This window comes from Paenibacillus arenilitoris (genome assembly GCF_014705655.1).
Taxonomy (GTDB): Bacteria; Bacillota; Bacilli; order Paenibacillales; family Paenibacillaceae; genus Pristimantibacillus; species Pristimantibacillus arenilitoris.
The window spans coordinates 21,822-41,446 of record NZ_JACXIY010000042.1 but is presented as its reverse complement, the minus strand read 5'-3'; the positions used below and the strand labels follow the sequence as shown (position 1 = coordinate 41,446).

16 protein-coding genes are annotated in these 19,625 nt (G+C 54.6%); 3 read left to right on the top strand and 13 right to left on the bottom strand.

The annotated features are described in order from the left end of the window. Positions 1–94: 94 nt before the first annotated feature. The 3 genes from IDH41_RS26635 (at position 95) to IDH41_RS26625 (ending at position 5,087) form a co-directional block, all read left to right on the top strand. Positions 95–1,285, top strand: a complete 1,191-nt coding sequence (locus tag IDH41_RS26635) for a hypothetical protein (protein WP_190866621.1) — start codon at positions 95–97, stop codon at positions 1,283–1,285. A 788-nt stretch (positions 1,286–2,073) separates the two neighbouring features. Further along, positions 2,074–2,430, top strand: coding sequence for a helix-turn-helix domain-containing protein (locus IDH41_RS26630; protein ID WP_190866619.1), 357 nt, complete (start codon positions 2,074–2,076; stop codon positions 2,428–2,430). Between the two features lie 314 nt (positions 2,431–2,744). Further along, the gene (locus IDH41_RS26625) at positions 2,745–5,087 is read left to right on the top strand and encodes a golvesin C-terminal-like domain-containing protein (RefSeq protein WP_190866617.1); all 2,343 of its coding nucleotides are present in this window, start codon (positions 2,745–2,747) and stop codon (positions 5,085–5,087) included. A 94-nt stretch (positions 5,088–5,181) separates the two neighbouring features. Here the strand turns inward: IDH41_RS26625 and IDH41_RS26620 are convergent, their stop codons facing one another. The 13 genes from IDH41_RS26620 to IDH41_RS26560 form a co-directional block, all read right to left on the bottom strand. Beyond that, positions 5,182–5,319, bottom strand: a complete 138-nt coding sequence (locus IDH41_RS26620; protein WP_190866615.1) for a paeninodin family lasso peptide — start codon at positions 5,317–5,319, stop codon at positions 5,182–5,184. Between the two features lie 124 nt (positions 5,320–5,443). Then, positions 5,444–5,581, bottom strand: a complete 138-nt coding sequence (locus IDH41_RS26615; protein WP_190866613.1) for a paeninodin family lasso peptide — start codon at positions 5,579–5,581, stop codon at positions 5,444–5,446. Between the two features lie 31 nt (positions 5,582–5,612). Beyond that, positions 5,613–7,535 carry an asparagine synthase-related protein gene (locus IDH41_RS26610; protein WP_190866610.1) on the bottom strand — a complete coding sequence of 641 codons (1,923 nt, stop codon included), beginning with the start codon at positions 7,533–7,535 and terminating at the stop codon, positions 5,613–5,615. A gap of 54 nt (positions 7,536–7,589) precedes the next feature. Further along, positions 7,590–9,395: an ABC transporter ATP-binding protein gene (locus tag IDH41_RS26605; protein ID WP_190866608.1), complete on the bottom strand. Its 1,806-nt coding sequence runs from the start codon at positions 9,393–9,395 to the stop codon at positions 7,590–7,592. Between the two features lie 21 nt (positions 9,396–9,416). Further along, positions 9,417–9,839: a lasso peptide biosynthesis B2 protein gene (locus IDH41_RS26600; RefSeq protein ID WP_397328646.1), complete on the bottom strand. Its 423-nt coding sequence runs from the start codon at positions 9,837–9,839 to the stop codon at positions 9,417–9,419. A 68-nt stretch (positions 9,840–9,907) separates the two neighbouring features. Beyond that, positions 9,908–10,201: a lasso peptide biosynthesis PqqD family chaperone gene (locus IDH41_RS26595; RefSeq protein WP_190866605.1), complete on the bottom strand. Its 294-nt coding sequence runs from the start codon at positions 10,199–10,201 to the stop codon at positions 9,908–9,910. Next, complete coding sequence (locus IDH41_RS26590; protein WP_190866603.1) at positions 10,198–11,067, bottom strand: phosphoenolpyruvate carboxykinase (ATP); 870 nt, start codon at positions 11,065–11,067, stop codon at positions 10,198–10,200. Before IDH41_RS26590 ends, IDH41_RS26595 begins: the two co-directional genes overlap by 4 nt. 147 nt (positions 11,068–11,214) lie before the next feature. Continuing rightward, a complete protein-coding gene (locus IDH41_RS26585; RefSeq protein WP_190866601.1) occupies positions 11,215–12,378 on the bottom strand; it encodes a nucleotidyltransferase domain-containing protein in 1,164 nt (387 codons plus the stop codon). A gap of 27 nt (positions 12,379–12,405) precedes the next feature. Then, positions 12,406–13,746 (bottom strand): UDP-glucose dehydrogenase family protein, encoded by a 1,341-nt coding sequence (locus IDH41_RS26580; RefSeq protein ID WP_190866599.1) that lies wholly within the window; start codon positions 13,744–13,746, stop codon positions 12,406–12,408. Between the two features lie 32 nt (positions 13,747–13,778). After that, positions 13,779–15,149 carry a sugar phosphate nucleotidyltransferase gene (locus tag IDH41_RS26575; RefSeq protein WP_190866597.1) on the bottom strand — a complete coding sequence of 457 codons (1,371 nt, stop codon included), beginning with the start codon at positions 15,147–15,149 and terminating at the stop codon, positions 13,779–13,781. A 57-nt stretch (positions 15,150–15,206) separates the two neighbouring features. Next, positions 15,207–16,160, bottom strand: a complete 954-nt coding sequence (locus IDH41_RS26570; protein ID WP_190866595.1) for a polysaccharide pyruvyl transferase family protein — start codon at positions 16,158–16,160, stop codon at positions 15,207–15,209. A 50-nt stretch (positions 16,161–16,210) separates the two neighbouring features. Next, positions 16,211–16,762: an acyltransferase gene (locus IDH41_RS26565; RefSeq protein WP_317890827.1), complete on the bottom strand. Its 552-nt coding sequence runs from the start codon at positions 16,760–16,762 to the stop codon at positions 16,211–16,213. A gap of 20 nt (positions 16,763–16,782) precedes the next feature. Continuing rightward, on the bottom strand, positions 16,783–19,554 hold the full coding sequence (locus tag IDH41_RS26560; RefSeq protein ID WP_317890826.1) for a chitobiase/beta-hexosaminidase C-terminal domain-containing protein: 2,772 nt from the start codon (positions 19,552–19,554) through the stop codon (positions 16,783–16,785). Positions 19,555–19,625 lie beyond the last annotated feature (71 nt).

Sequence of the window (19,625 nt, the reverse complement as noted above, 5' to 3'; positions counted from 1 at the left end):
ACGCATCCGGAACTGCGGCTTGCGCCATGCTGTATATTAAGACGCCGAGTTAAAAATACTGAATAGAGCTAATTTGCCATTCGGAGGGATCATGATGAACAAAGCAGCGGCAAAGCTGCTTCGCTGGACTGCCGCAACGATCGTTGCCGCGGCATGGCTCGGCCTATGCGGCCTAACGGAGCCGACAGCGGCTGCCGGCAAAAAAATAGACGAGGTCCGCGTGGCGATGTACGTGCGCGCCAGCTCGAAGGCGGAATTCGCCAGCGAGCTGCGCTTCACGAACCGCGAGCTTACGAGCGCCCTTGGCAAGGCCGCTAGGGAAGCAGCCCCGGCTCCCGCACTGCTGCGGGACGTAGAGCTGACGATCGCGGAGGCCGGCGGCGGGTTAGAGCTTTATCGGCTCGAGGAAACCGGCAATCTATGGAAGGAGGAAGGCCGCGAGCGGATCGTGCTGTCCGGCCAAGCCGCCGACCTTCTGCTCCGGTACGCCTCCGCGCTGAGACAGCGGCATTACGGCAAGCTGGTCGCTTGGGAAGAGGCCAAGGAGCTGCTTCCGAGAAAAAGCGTCTTTTCGGTGACGGATATCGAAAGCGGCCTTACGTTCCGGGTACAACGGCGCGCGGGCAGCGACCATGCCGACGTGCAGCCGCTCACGAAGAAGGATACGCAAATCATGAAGCACATTTACCGGGACAAATGGAGCTGGAAGCGGAAGGCGGTGCTCGTCCATTCGGACGGTAAGTGGGTCGCCGCTTCCATGAACGGCATGCCGCATGGCGGAGACGGCATTCCGGACAACGATTTTTCCGGCCACTTCTGCATTCACTTTTATTTGAGCAGCACGCATAAGTCCGACCAGCCCGATCTGGCCCATCAGCTGATGGTGCACAAAGCGGCCGGCGGCCTGCAGCCGTATTTCGACGTGGCTTCGCCGGCCGTGCTGGCCAAGACCGTGGTCGTCGTCATGAACCATCATGACCCGGAGCTGCTCGGCCAGTTGACCGCCGGGCTTCCGACGGAAGAAAGCGACGCGATCGTTCGGGAGATGGTGCGGCTTAGCTCGATTCAGGAGCAGCGACTGAAGAAGGACAGCCGAGAATCCGGAGGCGCCGGCGAGCCGGAGCAGGGCATGGGAACGGACGGGAATTTGTCCGCGGAGGTTGCCGTGCCGGTCGCGATGGAAGCGAGGGATGGCTCGCGGGAGCGCGCCCGCTACTTATTCCAATTGAAGCGCGAGTCCGTCCGGTCTCCTTGGCGGTTTGCGCACGCGTCGATCGGGAACTGACGGGGAGAGCGCTCCCGGTAGAGCCCCCCGGGTTCGGGGCGACGGTGTGGGCATCAGATCTAATTTTTAGACCTGATCTCGCGAATCCGGCGTTTCTGCGGACGCAAGCCGGGGTTTTGTCCGCATCAGATCTAATTTTTAGACCTGTTGCCGCGTTTTGGGCCGGTTTGGGCTGATCAGATCTAATTTTTAGACCTGATTTCGCGAATCCGGCGGTTCTAGGGCGATAAGTCGGGGTTTTGTCCGCATCAGATCTAATTTTTAAACCTGTTGCCGCGTTTTGGGCAGGTTTGGGCCGATCAGGTCTAATTTTTAGACCTGATCTCGCGAATCCGGCGTTTCTGCGGCCGTTCGATCATGCCGACGTACCTACATTGCACTTCGTACAACGGATCGCCGCTACTGTCGAAAGCGTTCCATCTACGCTGCATTTCGTGCAACAGAACCCCCTCATTCTCAGGCCTGACTGGCCGTTCTGCATCGATCGTTCCCCTCGGATCGGCGCCGAGCCTATCGGCGATGCCCGCCCTGAGCGGCAAACCGCACCATCCTCCCTTAATCCGACGTTGGATCCGAAGACCCTATCCTGATTAACCGTCCATATGCACGCCCGACTATTCGTTACAGTCCTATCGGTGCGACCTTCGCACGGAAACCAGGAGTCGAATGGGCGCGGGGCGCTTTCATCATTTTTTCAGCCTATCTGCCTACTTCCATCTATGGCAAGTCTGCCAAAAGATTGATATACTGATTTTGCAAGCGTATCACATAAATGGGGGCAGAGAAAAATGTTTGCGAAGAGACTGAAGCAGCTGCGGAAGAGCAGAAAGTTGACCATGCAGGAAGTGGCCGACTACGTCGGCGTGGCCAAAAGCACCTATGCGGGTTACGAATCGGGATACCGACAGCCGACGATCGAATCGATCCAGACGATTTCCCGAAAATTGCGCACGTCCGCGGACTATCTTCTAGGCCTTACCGATCACCCCGATCCGCCTGCCGAGCTTAATCATAACGCGAAGGAATACTTGAACGTGGAGCAGCTGCATTGGGACGGCGTCCCTCTGGAGAAGGACGATCTCGACCTGATCCGGAGTTTGCTCGAACGCGTGCTTCGGGACCGCGCTTTGCCCAAACAAGAATAACGCTGCCTTTCTTTATTTTCCAGGACCTATACAGGTCGGTTAATGGTCAATCCTGCCATTAACCGGCCTGTTTTTTTATGCTTGCAGCGCCAATTTCCGATTCGACGAAAATTTCGCAAGCGCCGGCCATTCGTTTAGAACCTCCTGCCCGCCGCGTGAATAGGATGGTCAGATTAATGTTTTAGTATAGAGGCAAGTTTTTTGTATCCGCTTTCATATGTTGTATTAGGGGATTCTCCCCAAGCTGATGCCGCAGTCGTTCCGTAGATGTCGTTCAAGTGGATGGCCATTTGAAAATAAGGAGGAATAATGGCATGAACAGATGGTTGAAACTCGTCACCTTGGCCGTTATGCTGCTTGCGCTCGACACTTTTTTCAACTTGTGGCCGGCTCGCGCCGATGCGGGATTTACATCGTATATCACGCGCAGCGGGGACACGTTGATGGAGGGGACGGCCGCGTATCGATTTGTCGGAACGAACCAGCCGCTCTTGAACCGGGCATGGACGGATCCGTCGGAAATCGAGGATGCGATCCGGGCGGCCGCCGGCTCGGGGATTAACGTCATTCGCTTGTATCCGTTCGAAGTGAAGATGAGCAGCGATCCCCTGGGTACTTTCCGGCATGTGATGGGGCCAAACGATTATAATGAAAGCGCATTCATGCTTTTGGATAAAATTGTTCAGCTGGCAAACCAGCACAATATCCGACTCATTATACCGTTCGTGGATAAGTACAACTATATCGGAGGAATTGCCGATTGGGCGGCCTTCCGCGGGAAAACGGCGAATGAATTTTGGAGCGATCCGACCGTGAAGCAGGACTTCAAAAATTTCATGCAATACGTCATTAACCGAACCAATTCGTATACGGGCGTGCCATACAAAAACGATAAAGCCATTCTCGCATGGCAGCTGGGCAACGAGCTTCCTTCCACGGACGGCTGGGTAAGCGAAATGGCGGCGTACGTCAAAAGCCTGGATGCCAACCACCTTCTCGCCGACGGGGGCTACGTTCGGGCGCAAGGCATTAGGCCGAATGCGCTGAACGACAGCAATATCGATATAATCGTTCCGCATATTTACAACTATCACAATGTCGACATGGCTTCGAAGCTCAAGGAATGGAGAGATAAAACAACGGGAAAAAAGGTGTTGATCATCGGCGAATTCGGCGACTATTCCCCCGCGGAAACCGAGCAGCTGCTGGACATCGTTCAGAACAACGGAACTTCGGGCGCCATGTTCTGGGGCGGCATGCACCATCACAAGATGGGCGGCTGGCATTGGCCTCCCGTCGGAGCCTGGGCCTATTCGCGCTATCCCGGCTTCGCTTCCGGCGACTGGGCGAACGAAACGGCCATCATCGACCTGCTGCGCGAGTATGCCTACTCGATGAAAGGATCGACCGTTCCTTCTTGGCCGATACCCGATGCGCCCGTCATGCACCCTGCCGACTCCGTGCATACTCTCTCCTGGAAGGGCGTTTCGGGGGCAAGCGCCTATACCGTCGAACGTTCGACAAGCTCATCCGGTCCATGGACGACGGTAGGCAGCGACGTAACGGACGATGTTTCCGCGCCGCGCCATTATACGTTCGCCGTACCGATATTCGACGATGCGTCCGCCGAGGACGGCACAAGCTATTACTATCGGGTGAAAGCGAAGAACAAGCACGGCTCTTATTCCCCGTATTCCAACGTCGTCGGTCCGATAAAGGCGAGAAGCGGGATCGTCGTCGATGAAGAAAGCGGCGGCTACGCCGAGACCGGAACATGGGGGGCGAGCACGCTTGGCGGCAGCTACGGCGGCGGCTCCCGTTACAGCAGCGCCAATGGAAGCACGGCTACGTGGCGGCCGAACCTTACGGCACCGGGGTACTACAATGTGTATGTAAGCTATCCGTACCATCAAGGCTCAGCTAAGAGCGCGCAATTTACGGTCTATCATAACGGCGTAACGAACACGGTCACCATCAACCAGACGACTATCGCCGGCGGCCGTTGGCGTCTGATCGACACGGTCTATTTCGCCGGCGGACCGGAAGAGTACGTGCGTCTGACGGCAAATGGAGGCGGTTCCAACTTCAGGGCCGATGCGGTCATGTTCGAACCCCGGCAATTTGGCGACACCTTCCAGAACAATAGCTCCGGCAGCTGGAGCCCGCTTAGCGGCAGCTGGTCCTTGGGCGTAGACGTAAGTCACGACAGCGTTCCGATCGTCAACAGCGTGCTGAAGCAATCGGGATCCGGCATTGCGGAAGCCGTTGTCGGATCGACCTACTCCGACGCCACCATCACGACAGCCTTGAAAGCGTACGACAATGATCAAGCGAACGCTTCCGCCGGCTTGGTCGCCCGGGCAAATGCGGATTTCTCCTACATGTACACCTTGCGCATCAATTACGATCTGAATAAAGTCCAGCTGTACAAAAAACTGGGCAATCGCTGGACCAACATCGGGGAAGCGAATATGATCGCCACTCCCGGCACGTGGTATTTGCTCAAGCTGGAGATGAAAGGAAGCTCCTTCAAAGCCTATGTGGACGGCGTAAAAAAAATTAGCGTCAACGACGCCAGCTTGACCAGCGGGTACATCGGCTTGCGGACGTACGATCAGACGGCCGTATTCGATAACCTCCTTGTTTCGACGTATTGACCGTGGCCGAGGAACGGCAAAAAGCGCCGTAAAGGCACAGCCGAAGCTGTGATTCCTTTACGGCGCTTTCCGCGGAGCTTAGAAACGATAAATGCTAGGAATCATACACGTCCATGTCAACGAGCTTGCCGTCAACGTAAGTGAAGTCCATTTTCGATACGCCAAAGCCTGCCATCGTCTCGGAAACTTCCATCACTTCCAGGGAAAGCGACGTCCATTGTTTTTTCTCCATTCGTTCCACCTCCTTTCAAGCGCGGTTCGTATTCCGATTTCTGCCGTTTGAGAAACCGATAGGCGTTTCTAGCTGTATATTTAAGTGCGGCCATCAGTCTCCTCCGGCATCGTGCCGAAGAATACTAGGAATCATAAACATCAAGGTCTACGAGCTTGCCGTCCACATACGTAAAGTCGATTTTCGAAATACCGAAACCAGCCATTGTTTCGGATACTTCCATCACTTCCAGGGAAAGAGTCGTCCATTCTTTTTTCTCCATTGTCTTTCACCTCCTTTCGGGGCGCGGTATTCTATTGCAATCGTTTGAGAAAACGATAGGCAATCAAGCTTCGCATGAGCAGCTTCAAGTGAGGATCGTCGGCCTGCTCCGGACGGAGGGCCGGGCCTACCTTGTCCAGCGATTCCTTCACCTGCATGACGTTCAAGTAGCGGGAAGCCCGATCGTCTTCGCACAGCGTGCGAAGCTCTTCGAGGGTGGATTGCCACCGGGGGATGGTCCGGTGTACCCAATCCATTCCTTGAACGCCACGCGTCCGTTGATTGAGCCGCACTTTGTCCGGCAAACGATTTTCGGTCGCTCTTCGGATAAGAGACCGCCCGAAGCCGTTTTTCACATATTGCTCTACGGGGATCGACAAACAAAATTTGATCAGGCGGACATCGCTGGTCGCATCCCGCTCCCATAGGCCAAGGCGGTAAGACGACTTCGCCGATATGGTGCCCTGCATGTTCAACACCGCTTGATTGCCGAAATAATCCTCGCGCTCGGTCAGCATCCGGTACGTGGACTCCCGCAAGCCGACATCGTAGGGCGACAGCTTCTCGAATACCCCGGAGCTTCTTGCGAAATCGGGCTCTATAATAGAAGGCACGCCAGGCTGAAACGGAGCGCCTTTCTCCGGAAATACCTGCTGTTTGATGGCTCGGACGATCCGTTTCCGGCCGGTACCGAGCTGTCTGCCGTACATCGAAATTTCGCGGTACAGCTGGAGCCATTGGAGCTTCTTCAGCAGCAGGCTGTAATAACCGACGGCGGAACCCCAGGATATGGAGTAATTTCCCCGGGCGCCCGTAAGCAGAACGCCGATTCCTTGACGCGCCGCTTCTTCATGGATGCCTTTTACCCAGAACGCGTTTTCGAAATTTTTGTAAGGCGCTTCCAGGCCGTCCATCCATTCGTCGATCTCGGTAAAAGGACTTTTCCCGTGAAAATCCAAATAGTTGGCGTTCATATTTCCCACATAGTCGACGACGGACTGAATGTACGGACTTTCGTCCGCGAACATGCTTCTAGGCGTCCAATCGATGAAATCCCGCTCGGGGATATAGCTGTACGCCTGCAGGCTCTTGCCTTCCCCCGCGAGCATGCCCGCCGCGAACGCCGACACCGATCCGGAGTCGAGTCCTCCGCTCAGCGTGACGCCCACCTGCTTGAAGGTGCGCAGTCTGGCACGGATCGATTGCTGGAAAATTTCCTTGAAGGCTTCCACGTATTCGTCATCGGAGCCCAAGGTCAGTCTCCGTTCCGGCATTAAGGAACCGTACTTTGCGACCTCAAGCTTCCCCTCTTGCAAAGTAAACGAGTGTGCCGGCGGCAGCTGAGAAATATCCGCATAGTAAGTCGTGTGGACATCGACGGCGTCCAATAGCGTCGGTATCGCCAAAAACTCGGCAAATCTCTCTTCTCCTAAACGCTTGTCTATTCCCGCCAGGGAGAAAAGAGGGTGGATGACGCTGCAGAACGAGAACCGGTTCGAAGCTCGGTGATAATACAGCGTCCTGCTGCCAAGCTGATCTCTAGCGCCATATAGCAGCTTTCTGCTCTCATCCCAGATCACGAAGGCGAAGTCTCCAATCAAATAATTCGGCGTCTCCGAACCCCATTTGCGATAAGCGAGCAGAATAAGCTCGCTATCCGTTAGATCGTTCCTTCTGTCTCGCCCGATCCCGAGCTGTTCGAACAATTGCCCGCGATTGTCAATGATCGCATCGGCGGTAATGACCAGCCCGGATTGCCCGTCCCGATAGGGAAGCCGTTCATGAACCGATTCCGGCGTTATCCATTGCGACCGGCAGCCGAATAGAGCCGTACCGTCTTCCCATGTCTCGAAAGCATTTCCGGGGAAATGCCGGACGGCTTCCATGAAATCCGCAGTGCCATCGGATGGTTGCAGAGGTCTATCGAATTGTATAACTCCGGCCATAACGCTCATGCAATCTCACCCCGCCCGATTCATGCTTCTTTAATGTAACGACTTACGACTTGCTTATCCGTTCATGCCCGTTTGATAGCTCAGCAGCTGCTTGAACTTTCCTTTGGCTTCTTGAGACAGCTGCTTGTAGCCGCCTTGCTGAATGACCTCGCCTTGCTCGATGACAATGACCTGATCCGCATTCCGGATGGTCGACAAGCGGTGGGCAATGACGATAATCGTCATGCTGCCCTTAAGCCGGTCAAGCGCTTCTTGAATTCGCCTCTCGTTCTCGCTGTCCAGCGCGCTGGTCGCTTCGTCCAGCACGAGAATGGACGGACGCTTCAATATCGCTCTTGCGAGTACGATCCGCTGCCTCTCTCCCCCGGACAACCGAATGCCCCGATCGCCGATGACCGTATCCAGACCTTGCGGCAGCATGCGAACGAATTCGTCGGATGCCGAAAATTTCAACGCGTTCCACAGCTCGGCGTCCTCGGCATGAGGGTCTACCAGCTTCAAGTTATCCCGAATGCTCGCATTGAAGAGAAAGGGATCCTGCGCCACGTAGCCGATCGAGCCACGAAGCGCGAGAAGCTGCTTCTCCTCCCGCAGCGTAACGCCGTCGATCAGAACTTGCCCTCGTTCCGGCCCGATAAGCCCCATGAGCATATCGATCAGCGTGCTTTTCCCCGCGCCGGACGAGCCTACGATCGCCGTCATGCGATTCGCGGGAATAAAGACGTTAATATCGCGAAGAGCGAAAGCCGGCTCTTTCGGATCGTACCGGTAATGGACTTGCCTGCATTCGATTCCGTCCTGCAATTGAAACGGCTTTCCTCCGTCCGGCGAGTCCGACAACGTGAGCTCCTGCTCCTGCTCATACTCCTGATGCAGCTTGCGCATCGCTTTGAAAGCGGGCAGATTGGTCGCGAGCTGTTCGAAATTCGACTGAATGCCGATAAACCTCGGCCATAGCCGCGAGAAGATGAGCACGACCAGAATGAGCTGCTCGGCCGGCGTGTGGAACACTTCCAGAGCCAGATAGACGAACCCGGCAATAAGCGTAATGGAAAAGATCCGGTAGATGAACTGGGACAGCGAATTGACGCGTACCAATTGGACGACGTTGCTCTCCAGCTGCTTGCTCATGCCGCCAAACCAATGAATATGCGAGCGTTCCAGCCTGTTGCTCTTTATATCCTTGATGCCGTTGAAATGATCGTTAATTCCCGCAAAATAGCTCTGCGACAGCTCCGACGTCTTATCGCCGATATGCCCCGCCTTCTTGACGAACTTACGCGCGAACAGGGCGAGCATGCCGCCGCTTGCAATCACGACGGCCGTTAGCAGCGGAGACAGCCAGAAGGCCAGTCCGATTTGAATAACCGTAAAAATAATGCCCGTAACCATCTGCAGGAAGAGAGAAGAGCCATAGCTGACCCGTCCGAGCTCGTTCACCATGACATGATGGAAATCCGACTTGCGCTTGCGGAGGAAGAACTCCCATTTCGCCAGAAGCAGCCCCCGATAAGTCTCGGACCGAAGAGAGCGGACGTAGGACTGCAGGATGCGGGAACCCAGCACCATCTGGCTCCGCTGCAGCAGGGCTTGTCCCCCTACGATCAATACGTATATCGCGAGCACGAGCGGCAAGGTGAGCTCGATCGACCAGGAGTCGACGATTTCGAACAACGTTGAGACCAGCGGCACTTCATCCATATTCATTTGAAAAACGCCTATTATGCTAAGCATGGGGACGATCAGATAAATGCCGATGCCGTCCAGACAGCTGATCACGAATGTCGTGAACATATTGAGGTACAGACGGAATCCGGAGTCCCGGTGCATTTTTCGTATAAAATAGAATAAATCCCTCATATGATATACTCCTAATGCGGATTACCGCTCCAGTGGCGACAACACCGCAGCTTCTGTGTCATTCCCGAACACGGCAACGACGGCAAACCTCTCCAGCCTCTCATTGCCGGTTACGTAATACGATCCGCTGCGCAGCCAGGCGTGCGCGATCATTTTGCCGCTATCGTCCCTGCCGCTGCCCAGATAGAGCGTGCTCGCGATTCCTCTTCGCCGCAGCATCTTCATCGCCGCGACGGCTTTGACCATGCACTGGCTTTCCCACCAGGTGACGCGGCTCATCGCATGAACGGCCTTGGCTACTTTGCGCTGCAGCAGATCCTGCTCCGTCGTGCTCGAATAGGAGGTCTCCTTCATATGCGAGCCAAGCGAAGGCGCCACCTTGGCGAACGGAAGCAGCTTAAGCACTCTCGCCCAAGCCAGATAAAAGTAAGCCTCCGCGTACATCCGCTTCAAATCCGCCGGGTAAGCCGCAAACCGTTTTGCTTTTCTCGCCGCTCTTCTGAACAAGTTCATTATTCCTTACCGACTTGGATGAGTCCTTCGGCTTTCAGCTGCTGCAAAAACCGGCGAACTTGCCGCTGGCATTCTTCGGGTTCGATGACGTATTCGGTCACTAATCGATCCACCACGTCTTGAATGGACGCAGGGGACTCGATCAGCTCCCATACCCGTCCCCCGATCTGGCCCAAGTTGTAATACTTGCCGTTCTCGATGCTCAGCATGACCTTCTCGCCGTTCATTTCGCTTACGAGGTAGCCTTGCGACTGGACGACAAGTCCGCTTAAGGCAATCATATCGACGCTCATGAAATAACAACCTCCCTTTTATTGGTCAAACGAATGATTTGATCCACCAGGTCAAAGGCGGAGAAGCCGTCTGCCGGGCGGCGGAGCCGGTACACCGGCAGCTCGGATGCGAGCCGGGCAATCGATTGGAATTGCCATTGCTGTCTGTTCATCAGATGGAGAAGGGAATTCCGGTACGTATGCACGTTCAGCGCATGAAGCCCTTCCAGCCGATTATAAGCTTGAATAGACGGTTCCGGTGCATCCGATTTGACAAGCTCGACGATTCCCGCGAGAGGGAGCGCCTCTCTGCAAAATCGGGACCGTATCGGCACCGCGTATTTGTTAACCCTCTGGTAAATCGATGAATAGTCGCGATCGTGCAAGCCCAGCTGCTCGATACTCTCCTCCCACAGCTTCTGCTGCGGATAGGACGGATGGACGAGCGCCGCATCGTCGGTTAAGGCGACCGCGATAACGTCATCCGTCATCAACGGATATCCCGCGCGAGCGAACGCCGCGGCAAGCGTCGACTTGCCTGCGCCCGATTCTCCTACGATGGCGTAAACCTTCCCGTCAATGACGACGGCGCTCCCGTGCAGCGGCAAAATTCCTCTCTGCATGAGCAGTACCCCCATGCAAGTTCCGAGCAGGAACAGCCGAATCTTCGCCTCGTCCGCTCCCGGATACGGCGTTACCGCAATATGGGTGCCGTCCGCGACGCTGTATACGGCCGTTTCGGGTACATGAAACAGAAATCGGCCGTTATCGACGCGGAAGTTGGCCGTCTCGAACGAATCCCGGACATTGTCCTGCGGCGGATTTAAGTCTATTTCAACATCGACGCTTTGCATTCCGTTTATTTCGAACCCTTCGGGCAGAACCATTTTACTCCTAATGTTCAAACCAAATAATCGATAATCATTCAGCATAAACACCCCATTTAGCAAGCCGGATAACGTTGCTATTCATTATTTCCTATATACTATTCGACCTTAAAATTCAATTTATGTCGCTATTTTCCTAAGAAAATTTTAATTATTTATAATATGCCTCCAGAACCATAGAAACGGCCGGAGCGGGAAATAGAGAAAATGAAGCGGTTTGTACAGCGGCAGCTGCGACATGTCTTTCCCGTTAGGCTCTAAGTGGTTCAATAGATACCTTGCTCGCTGCCTGCCTGTCATGAGCGATAGACTGTACCGGAAATAAGGCCATACGACGCTTTTTTCCGGAACCGGGTTTAATTTGACGATTCTTTTCATAAAAAACAAAGACGTTCTCGCCAGCCTGATCGTCTTCTTATGATTCGTCAGCCCACCCATGGAAGAAGGAATTTTTGAGTTTAGCAGATGTTCGGTCAACAGGAAAGCCTGTCCGGCGAACGATTGTCCGCCGTGCTTCCTGAAGTAAGCAAGCATTTTGTCGCTGTTCAATCGCGGAATTAACCGATCGATATCCACTAGCCAGCGCAGCCTGAACCAGGCATGCCTGGCGCCGTGATCGGCCAGGTAGTAGAGCAGGTCTTCATTCCCTAAGCAGTGAAACGACAGATTCATAATTTCGACCGTATTTTTGCGTTCCCACAGCTGCTGGAACGCATGGGTGCCGCTGGCATATGGATTTAACCGCCAGTGGACTTCGACTTGCACGGCATGCTCTTTATGCCTGAACGAAAGATGATGCGTCTTCCTTTTCCAATCGGGTTTGGATGTTGGCTTATCCTCCGCTTCGTATCCAAGTTGCGCCATCACTTCCTCCGCGTTCTCCACATCTTCGATATCGAGCAGAATATCCAAATCTTTGGAAGTCCGATGCGCCATATCGCCGTAAAGCTGAACGGCCAATACGGGGCCTTTCAGCAACAGGGTTCGTATGCCGCTGCCTGCTAATTTGCCGCAAATCGTATTCATCTCTCTCGTAAGCTGCATCATCTTCAAAACGTTGGCGTTGTAATGGTAGCGGAGCGTCTCCATAACATCGGCAGGAATGCAGGACGAACGGACTTGGCTTAGCTTCAAGTAAACGATAGGATAGACGCGATGATGCAACGTTAATTGTATGAAGGAATCCCACTTCGTCTTTGAAGCATATTCTCGTATTCGATGCTCATCCCATTCCCCGGCCTCGCGCAGAATGATTAACAGAAAGGATAATTCATTCGAAATATCGCTTAAATCGATTTTCTCCGCTTTCATCATGTAAGAACCCCGCTATCGTTAGAATTACAATTGCATGACCGGAATTTGCTGCTTAACGCCTTGATTCAGGCTCGGCCGTCCGACGGAATAATAAACGAACGCGGTCCCGAGCAAATCTTCCTCTTTGAACACGTTGCGTCCGTCGATCAGAATGGCTTGCTTCATGACGGATTGCAGCAGATTCAAATCGACTTCCGCGAATACATCCCATTCCGTCAGCAGACAGAGCGCGTCCGCGTCTTGTGCCGTTTCGAGCGCCTGGCTGCACCATGCGACGCCTTCCTTGCCGTATAGAGCCTTGAAGTTATCCATCGCGATCGGATCGTAAGCCTTCACCTTCACGCCGTTCTCGACCAAATATTGAATGATCTCAAGCGCCGGCGAATCGCGGACGTCGTCGGTATTCGGCTTGAAGGCCAGCCCCCATATCGCGACCGTCTTGCCCCGCAGCTGGCCGTTAAAGATCGTCTCCAGCTTGCGGATCACGTTGAACCGCTGATCCTGGTTCACTTCGACGACCGAGCGGAGCAGCTTGAACTCGTAATCGACGTTGCCGGCGATTTGGATAAGGGCTCTCGTATCCTTCGGAAAGCAGGAGCCGCCATAGCCGATCCCGGCTCTGAGGAACGACTGTCCGATCCGCTTATCGTAGCCCATCCCGTCCGCAACCTTCGTCACGTCCGCCCCTACCTTCTCGCAAATGTTCGCAATCTCGTTGATGAACGATATTTTCGTGGCGAGAAAAGCATTGGACGCGTATTTGATCATTTCCGAGCTGCGGATGTCCGTTACGACGATTTGTTCCGTCAGCGGCCGATGCAGCCGGACCATCGTTTCGGCCGCGCCTTCGGAATCGGCGCCGATGACGATCCGATCCGGATTCATCGTGTCCTTGATGGCGGAGCCTTCGCGCAGAAATTCCGGCAGCGAGATGCTGTCGAACGGCTCGGAGGTGCGGGTGCGGATCAGCTCCCGGATCCGCTCGTTCGTGCCGACCGGCACCGTGCTTTTGATCGCGATGATTTTGTAGCCGTTCATCGCTTCGGCGATATCAAGGGCGGCTTGGTTGATAAAGACCATATTCGCCTCGCCGCTTGGCATCGGCGGCGTTCCGACGGCAAGAATGATAATGTCCGATTGCCGCACCGCTTCGGTCAGATCGGTCGTGAATGCGAGCTTTCCGGCGGAACGGTTCTTGTCCGCCAATTCCTTAAGCCCCGGCTCATAGATCGGAATCTCGCCGGCCTGCAGCATTTCGATCTTCCCTAAATCTTTGTCGACGCAGATGACCTTATTCCCCAGCTCCGCATAGCAGACACCCGATACGAGCCCGACGTAGCCGGTGCCGATAACCGTAATGTTCATTCCCATCACTCCTTCTATTGAAAACCCGTCGCCTACACCGTGCATATTTGCATAATTTCGTCCCAATTGAACGCAAGCCGGACGATGTCTTCTTCGATAAGCTCCGACCCGGTCTGCACCTCGATGATGTCCATTTCCGTCTCCGCGCGCAGGCTGTGCTTGCTTTGCTTCGATATCGTGAGCACGTCTCCGGCCTTGACCGGGAATCGCTTGCCGTTCAAGACCATTTCCCCGTTGCCGGAGACGACCGTCCATACCTCGTCCCGAAGCAGATGATACTGGTAGCTCAAATTATTGCCCGGCCCGACGCAGATCCGCTTGGTCAACACTTCCGTCCCGTCCGGATATTTCAAGTAATCGAGCACCCGGTAACGTCCCCAGCGCCGCTCCTCGTACATCGGACGCTGATCCGAATGCTTCATGACCTCCTTGATCATCGGGCTTGACGCCTTGTCCGAGACGAGAATGCCGTCCGGGCTCGCCGCGACGACGACGTTCGATACATTAAGCAGCGTAATCGGAATATCCAATTCATTGATAATATGCGTATTGGACGAATTGTCCGTAATGATCCCTTTGCCGATCAACGGATTCGCGATTTCCTCCGTCAGCGTATTCCACGTCCCGAGATCCTTCCAATCCCCTTCGTAAGGCAGCGCGACGATCGTGTTCGCTTTCTCGACAACCTCGTAGTCGAAGCTGTTCTTCGGAAGCTTGTCGTACTGCTTCACCATCTCGTCGAATTGGATCGGGTGCCCGTGCGACAGCAAAATATTGATGACGGAATCCAGCTTGAACGCGAACACCCCGCAGTTCCATAGGGCGGCTTGTTCGATCATCGCCTTCGCTTCCTCTTCGCGCGGCTTCTCCCGGAAGCTTTGCACGTTCATATAAGGCGCGTCATGCGCCGTCCCGCTTTGCGGAACGATATACCCGTATTTCTCCGAAGGATAAGTCGGCTTTACGCCCATCAGCGCCAAGTCCGCTCCCGACTCGTTCAAGACGCGGTCGAGTTCCTTGGTCTTGCGGAAGAACGATTCCTCGACGTAAGGGTCGACCGGCATAATGACGACCGTCTCGTTCAAGCTGACGCCTTCGACGGAATACAAATAGGCGGCCGCCAGCGCAATCGCGGGATACGTATCCCTTCTTTCCGGTTCGACGATTACTTCGATCTCGCTGCCCAGCTGGCTATAGATCATTTCGACCTGCGGCTTGCTCGTTGCGATGTAAGCATGCTCGCGAAGCCCGGCGCTTTCGATCTGCCCCCAGACCCGCTGCACCATCGACTCGAGCTTCCCTTCCGAATTTTTAAGCACCTTCAAAAACTGCTTGGAACGGGAATCGTTCGACAGCGGCCATAGGCGTTTGCCCGAGCCCCCCGAGAGTAGAACAATTTTCATGGTTACTCCTCCTATTCACAATTGTTAACTGATTTGCGAAGCATTGGGATTCGTTGGTTAACCTTTATTCTTCACAATCAATTGGGCGGACCTGATGCCGCTTGTCCAGGTATGATAATAGTTGGAGTTCTTGCCGTAAGAATTGTCCAGCAGCGTGTTCGGCTTATCCATCAGGCAGGACAAAATATGGCCGTGAAGCCTTGACGTCTGCACGTTCCGGTAGCCGCTGAAGCGCTTGACCGCCTTATCCACCAAATAATCGGTGTACTTGCCCCAAATCGTCTGCATCGGCAGCGGACCGGCGCCTTTCTTAATCATTCGGACGATGAGATTGATCGATTTCTGCTCCACCTTGCTGTACAGGGAGCCCCAGTCCAAATAATCGCCGCGGCCCGCGGATTCGAGCTGCTCCTGCTCGGCCGTCTTCTCGATATCCGTGCGGAAGAAGCAGAGCAGGTCCTTGTCCGGGCTGTCCTTATGCCGGATCGGCCATAACTGATGAGCCATGTCGGGCGATAAATATACGTTGCACCGATGAAACTTCTCGGTTGCGGCGCTTAAGGACAACGTGTCGCGGACGTAGAGATGAACGTCTTTATGTCTGTTGAATATTTGCGCCGTCCGGTCGAATTCGGACTCTTTCTTGTAAAAGATCGTCTGCGGAAGCATCACGATCCGATGGTTCGGATAGCCGGCAATGATTTTCTCGCGCAGCTTCTGATGCGCCGGATACAGATCGCCGAAATTTCCTCCCCCGTGAAGCACGATAATGTAATCCTTCGGGATGAGAAGCGAATCGGGAAAATCAAGCACGCTGTAGCGCGCATGGACGCGAATGTTGTAGTCCCTGAAGAATGCCTCCGTGCCCTTCATAATGAGCAGGTCGCCCCCGTTGCTGTGAACGGGAATATCGATGTAGTAAATGTCGGAGCCCGGCGGAATGACGTCCGTAATTTGGCGAAGCTTATTTTTCAGCACGTCCATCTGGTGAAGACTCGAGGTACTCTGCATGATAACTCACTCTCTCCTTTATATTTATATAACGATCTCCGTCATCCGCCTTAGAGGCTCCACTCGACGTTCCGTTTGATCTCCTTGGCCGGTACCCCCGCCACGAGCGTATAGGGCGCCACATCCTTCGTGACGACCGAGCCCGCGGCAACGACGGCACCGTCGCCTATCGTAATGCCCTTCAAAATCGTCGATTTGCAGCCGATCCAAACCTTGTTCCCAATGAAGACCGGCTTCGTCGATTCGGTGCCGATAAGCTGATGGTAATCGGTGTCGATGATCGATACGTCCCAGGAAATCGCGCAATGATTGCCGATCTTCACTTGCTCCTTGCACCTGATTTCCGATCTTCGGTTAATGAACGTATGATCGCCGATCTCGATCCTCGCTTTTCCCGATTCCAGATAAAGGCCGATATCTTTATGCAGGATGACGTTTCTCCCGATAATCAATTGGGCATTTTTGGCTTTGGATACGCTGACTCTCCCGCACACCCGAAGCAGGCTGCCTCCTTGATCCAGCCTCGTTCGAAACAATAGGCCGAGCAGAATACGGTATCCGTATCTGACATATTCCTTGAGGCTTCTCTTTCTTGTACCCACGACAACCATTCACCTGCCGATCATTTGTTGCTCAATTCGTAATAATATTTGGGCTTTTCCCCTAGCATGACCTTGTAAATGTCGTAGTTGGTCGCCATGACGCGGTCCAAATATTCCATATACGGCCGGTCGGCGACATTGACAAGGCCCGAGTTATAGCGTTCGCCCCATACGCCTTCCCAGTATCTGCCGAGACCGGCCTGGTCCACGTAATTGAACACGTGGGCGCCCACGATGTAGTCCGTGCTCGCTGCCGCCTCTACGTAATTTCTGTAACGCGTTCCCCTTTGGGACTGATTGACGGCCGAATTCGGCAGGAGCGGATCGAGGCCTTGCTCCGTCGTGCCGAAGCCGAATTCGCTGATCAGAATCGGCTTGCCGCCCGATTTCGCGTATACGTCCTCCAGAAGGCCGGCTTCCATGTTATAGCTGTAGTGGTTGATGCTGATGACATCGACGTACTTCCCTTCGATCTCCGCCATGACGCTCCGAAACTTCTCGTTATGGAACGGCGTCGTCAGCCAGCGGTCGCCGAGAAGCAGATGATTCGGATCGTATTTGCGGTAGAGCCGCGAGACCGTCCCGTAGAACGTTTCCAGATAGTACCGGAAGAAGGCGTTCATATCGCGCCAAGCCGCCGACGTCTTAAGCGGCAGCTCCGCTTCCTTCAAATCTTCGAAGGATTCAAAGCTTGTCTGCCACTCGCTGTTGAATTTGTCGAGGTCCTGATACTTGTCCTTCAGCCGCTTGACCAAGCGTCCCTTGATCGCCGCTTCGCTTGCCTTCAGCTTCGGCACGTGGGAATAAAACTTGTGGTATTCGTACTCGTTGTCGATGAAATACCCGATCAGCATCGGATCGTCCTTATACGGCGCGACGAACCCGGCAAACGACTTATCGAGCTTGGCTACCGCATCGGGGGCGAAAATGTCGAACAGCGAAAGCCCGTCTATCTTCGCCCAGCTCATGCTGGACAGCGGCAGCATCCGCACGTAAGGCAGATTGTTCTCCGCGCCGTATTTGTCCGGCGAGAAGCCTCCCGCGCTGTTGAATCCCCATTTCTTAATGCGCCCGGCCGCTTCCGAATAGATCGCGTGCTCGGTCGGGACCGTGCCCGTTTTGAGGAACTTGTTGGCCAAATAGAACGAAAAGTTAGCGACTCCGTTATAAGCCGTTCTATAATCCTCTAGAATGGACGGTATCGATTCGAACAGTTCCTCCCGCCCTTTGACCATCGTATAGGTTTCGTTCGCCGTCAGTCCGTTCACGCCGAGGCTGAAGAAGAGATTGCCGTCCGGCGTCGTGAGCGCCTTGCGGCTTCCCATCTGCTGAATGGCGAAGAAGCCCTTCTTCTGCAAGCCGTATTTGGCCGCGCTGCCGGCCAGGCCGCCGTACGCATCCCGGTTCGAAGGCGGCGTCAAGCCGTCGTAATAAGCGGCGTCCGTATCGCTGTCCGTCTTCAGCTGCTGTTCGCTTATGACCTTCTCGGGAAAGGAGGCCGATTGAATCTGGCCGAACCGGTCCACCTGGATTTGATCGCTCGCGTTGAGCGTATATTTACGGATCGGACTCGGCTCGAGGCCCTCCTTGACCGCATAGGCTTCCAGCAAGTTATAGCCGGCGAGCTGAAGCGGCTCGGTATAACGCCGGAAGGCGGGACCTTTATTCAAACGGTAATAAATTTGGGCCCCGCTCGAAGAAGTGGCCAGCACCGCTTGCAGCGAATCGCCGTTTCTGGTCGACTGCACCTTCACGGAAGCGGTGTTCCGATTAAGCATGACATCCGAAACCTGAGGCGACCATGCGACCTGTCCGCGCAGCTCGATTTTCAAATACCTCGTGCCCGCCGGCAGCGACGTCGCTTCGTACGTGTATTTCTGCCAATTGGATACGGGATGGCCTACCGCGTAAGCGTCGACGGACAGCTCCGTATAATCCGTCCCGTTATCCGATGCATAGATCCGATGCTTCTCGATCGCATTACCAGCGAAAAAGTAGCTGTTCACCATAAAGGACGTCATATCGTAATCCGTATGGTAGACGATGTGTCCCGGCATCACGGTCGTACGCGCCATCCGGCTCGAATCGTTGCCGAAGTAGTAAGGCGTCTCTTTTGCGACGTAAACGCTCGAGCGGCTGTCAAGCTGCTTGTAATCGTCGAGCGGATCGTACAGGCCGACCGCCCTATCCAGCGAGCCTTCGGGAATGTAACGGTAAGCGGAAACCCGGCTTGCCGCCGATCTGCCCGCAGGCGAATGGCTGACGGCGGTCGTCCTTAGCGACAGTTCGTTCAGCACGATGATCGGCGAGGAATACAGCTTGCGCGTAAGCGACGTTCTCGGATCGCTGCCGTCCGTCGTGTAGTAAACGGTGTCGCCGTCCGTTTCCCTCCGCAGCATGACCATGCTGCCGTAAGGGACCGACCCCGAAGGCAGGTTGGCGGTTACGCCTAATGAACCGTTCAGCACCGCTTTTCCGAGGACGGGCGAACTCGCGATATCGTTGCCGGTAAATTCGATCTTCACATATCGGGCGTCCGAGCGAAAATCGTTCAGCTCGTACACGACAAAATTGACGTTATCCGCATCGTTGAAGCTGCGAGGCTTCACTTGCTCGTATTCGCTGCCGTCGGCCGAGACATAAAAATTCGGCTGATCGTACGGCCCGTTGCCCGATCGATAGTAGGCGTACAAAGAAAAAGTTCTTAGCGGGCCTTCCGTCCGGTAAGTGACGTATTCCTTAGGCGCAAAGCTTCGGGTCACCCGGGTGGGATCGTCGGCACCGTCATACACTTGCAGGGATAGCGTCTCCGATCGCTTGTAGACGTGACTCCAATCCGCAAGATCGTCAACGACTATTTCCG

Excerpts from the sequence above, each read along its gene's own strand:
- IDH41_RS26635 (WP_190866621.1), top strand. The coding sequence starts at position 95 with ATGAACAAAGCAGCGGCAAAGCTGCTTCGCTGGACTGCCGCAACGATC.
- IDH41_RS26630 (WP_190866619.1), top strand. The coding sequence starts at position 2,074 with ATGTTTGCGAAGAGACTGAAGCAGCTGCGGAAGAGCAGAAAGTTGACC.
- IDH41_RS26625 (WP_190866617.1), top strand. The coding sequence starts at position 2,745 with ATGAACAGATGGTTGAAACTCGTCACCTTGGCCGTTATGCTGCTTGCG.
- IDH41_RS26620 (WP_190866615.1), bottom strand. The coding sequence starts at position 5,319 with ATGGAGAAAAAACAATGGACGTCGCTTTCCCTGGAAGTGATGGAAGTT.
- IDH41_RS26615 (WP_190866613.1), bottom strand. The coding sequence starts at position 5,581 with ATGGAGAAAAAAGAATGGACGACTCTTTCCCTGGAAGTGATGGAAGTA.
- IDH41_RS26610 (WP_190866610.1), bottom strand. The coding sequence starts at position 7,535 with ATGAGCGTTATGGCCGGAGTTATACAATTCGATAGACCTCTGCAACCA.
- IDH41_RS26605 (WP_190866608.1), bottom strand. The coding sequence starts at position 9,395 with ATGAGGGATTTATTCTATTTTATACGAAAAATGCACCGGGACTCCGGA.
- IDH41_RS26600 (WP_397328646.1), bottom strand. The coding sequence starts at position 9,839 with ATGTACGCGGAGGCTTACTTTTATCTGGCTTGGGCGAGAGTGCTTAAG.
- IDH41_RS26595 (WP_190866605.1), bottom strand. The coding sequence starts at position 10,201 with ATGAGCGTCGATATGATTGCCTTAAGCGGACTTGTCGTCCAGTCGCAA.
- IDH41_RS26590 (WP_190866603.1), bottom strand. The coding sequence starts at position 11,067 with ATGGTTCTGCCCGAAGGGTTCGAAATAAACGGAATGCAAAGCGTCGAT.
- IDH41_RS26585 (WP_190866601.1), bottom strand. The coding sequence starts at position 12,378 with ATGAAAGCGGAGAAAATCGATTTAAGCGATATTTCGAATGAATTATCC.
- IDH41_RS26580 (WP_190866599.1), bottom strand. The coding sequence starts at position 13,746 with ATGAACATTACGGTTATCGGCACCGGCTACGTCGGGCTCGTATCGGGT.
- IDH41_RS26575 (WP_190866597.1), bottom strand. The coding sequence starts at position 15,149 with ATGAAAATTGTTCTACTCTCGGGGGGCTCGGGCAAACGCCTATGGCCG.
- IDH41_RS26570 (WP_190866595.1), bottom strand. The coding sequence starts at position 16,160 with ATGCAGAGTACCTCGAGTCTTCACCAGATGGACGTGCTGAAAAATAAG.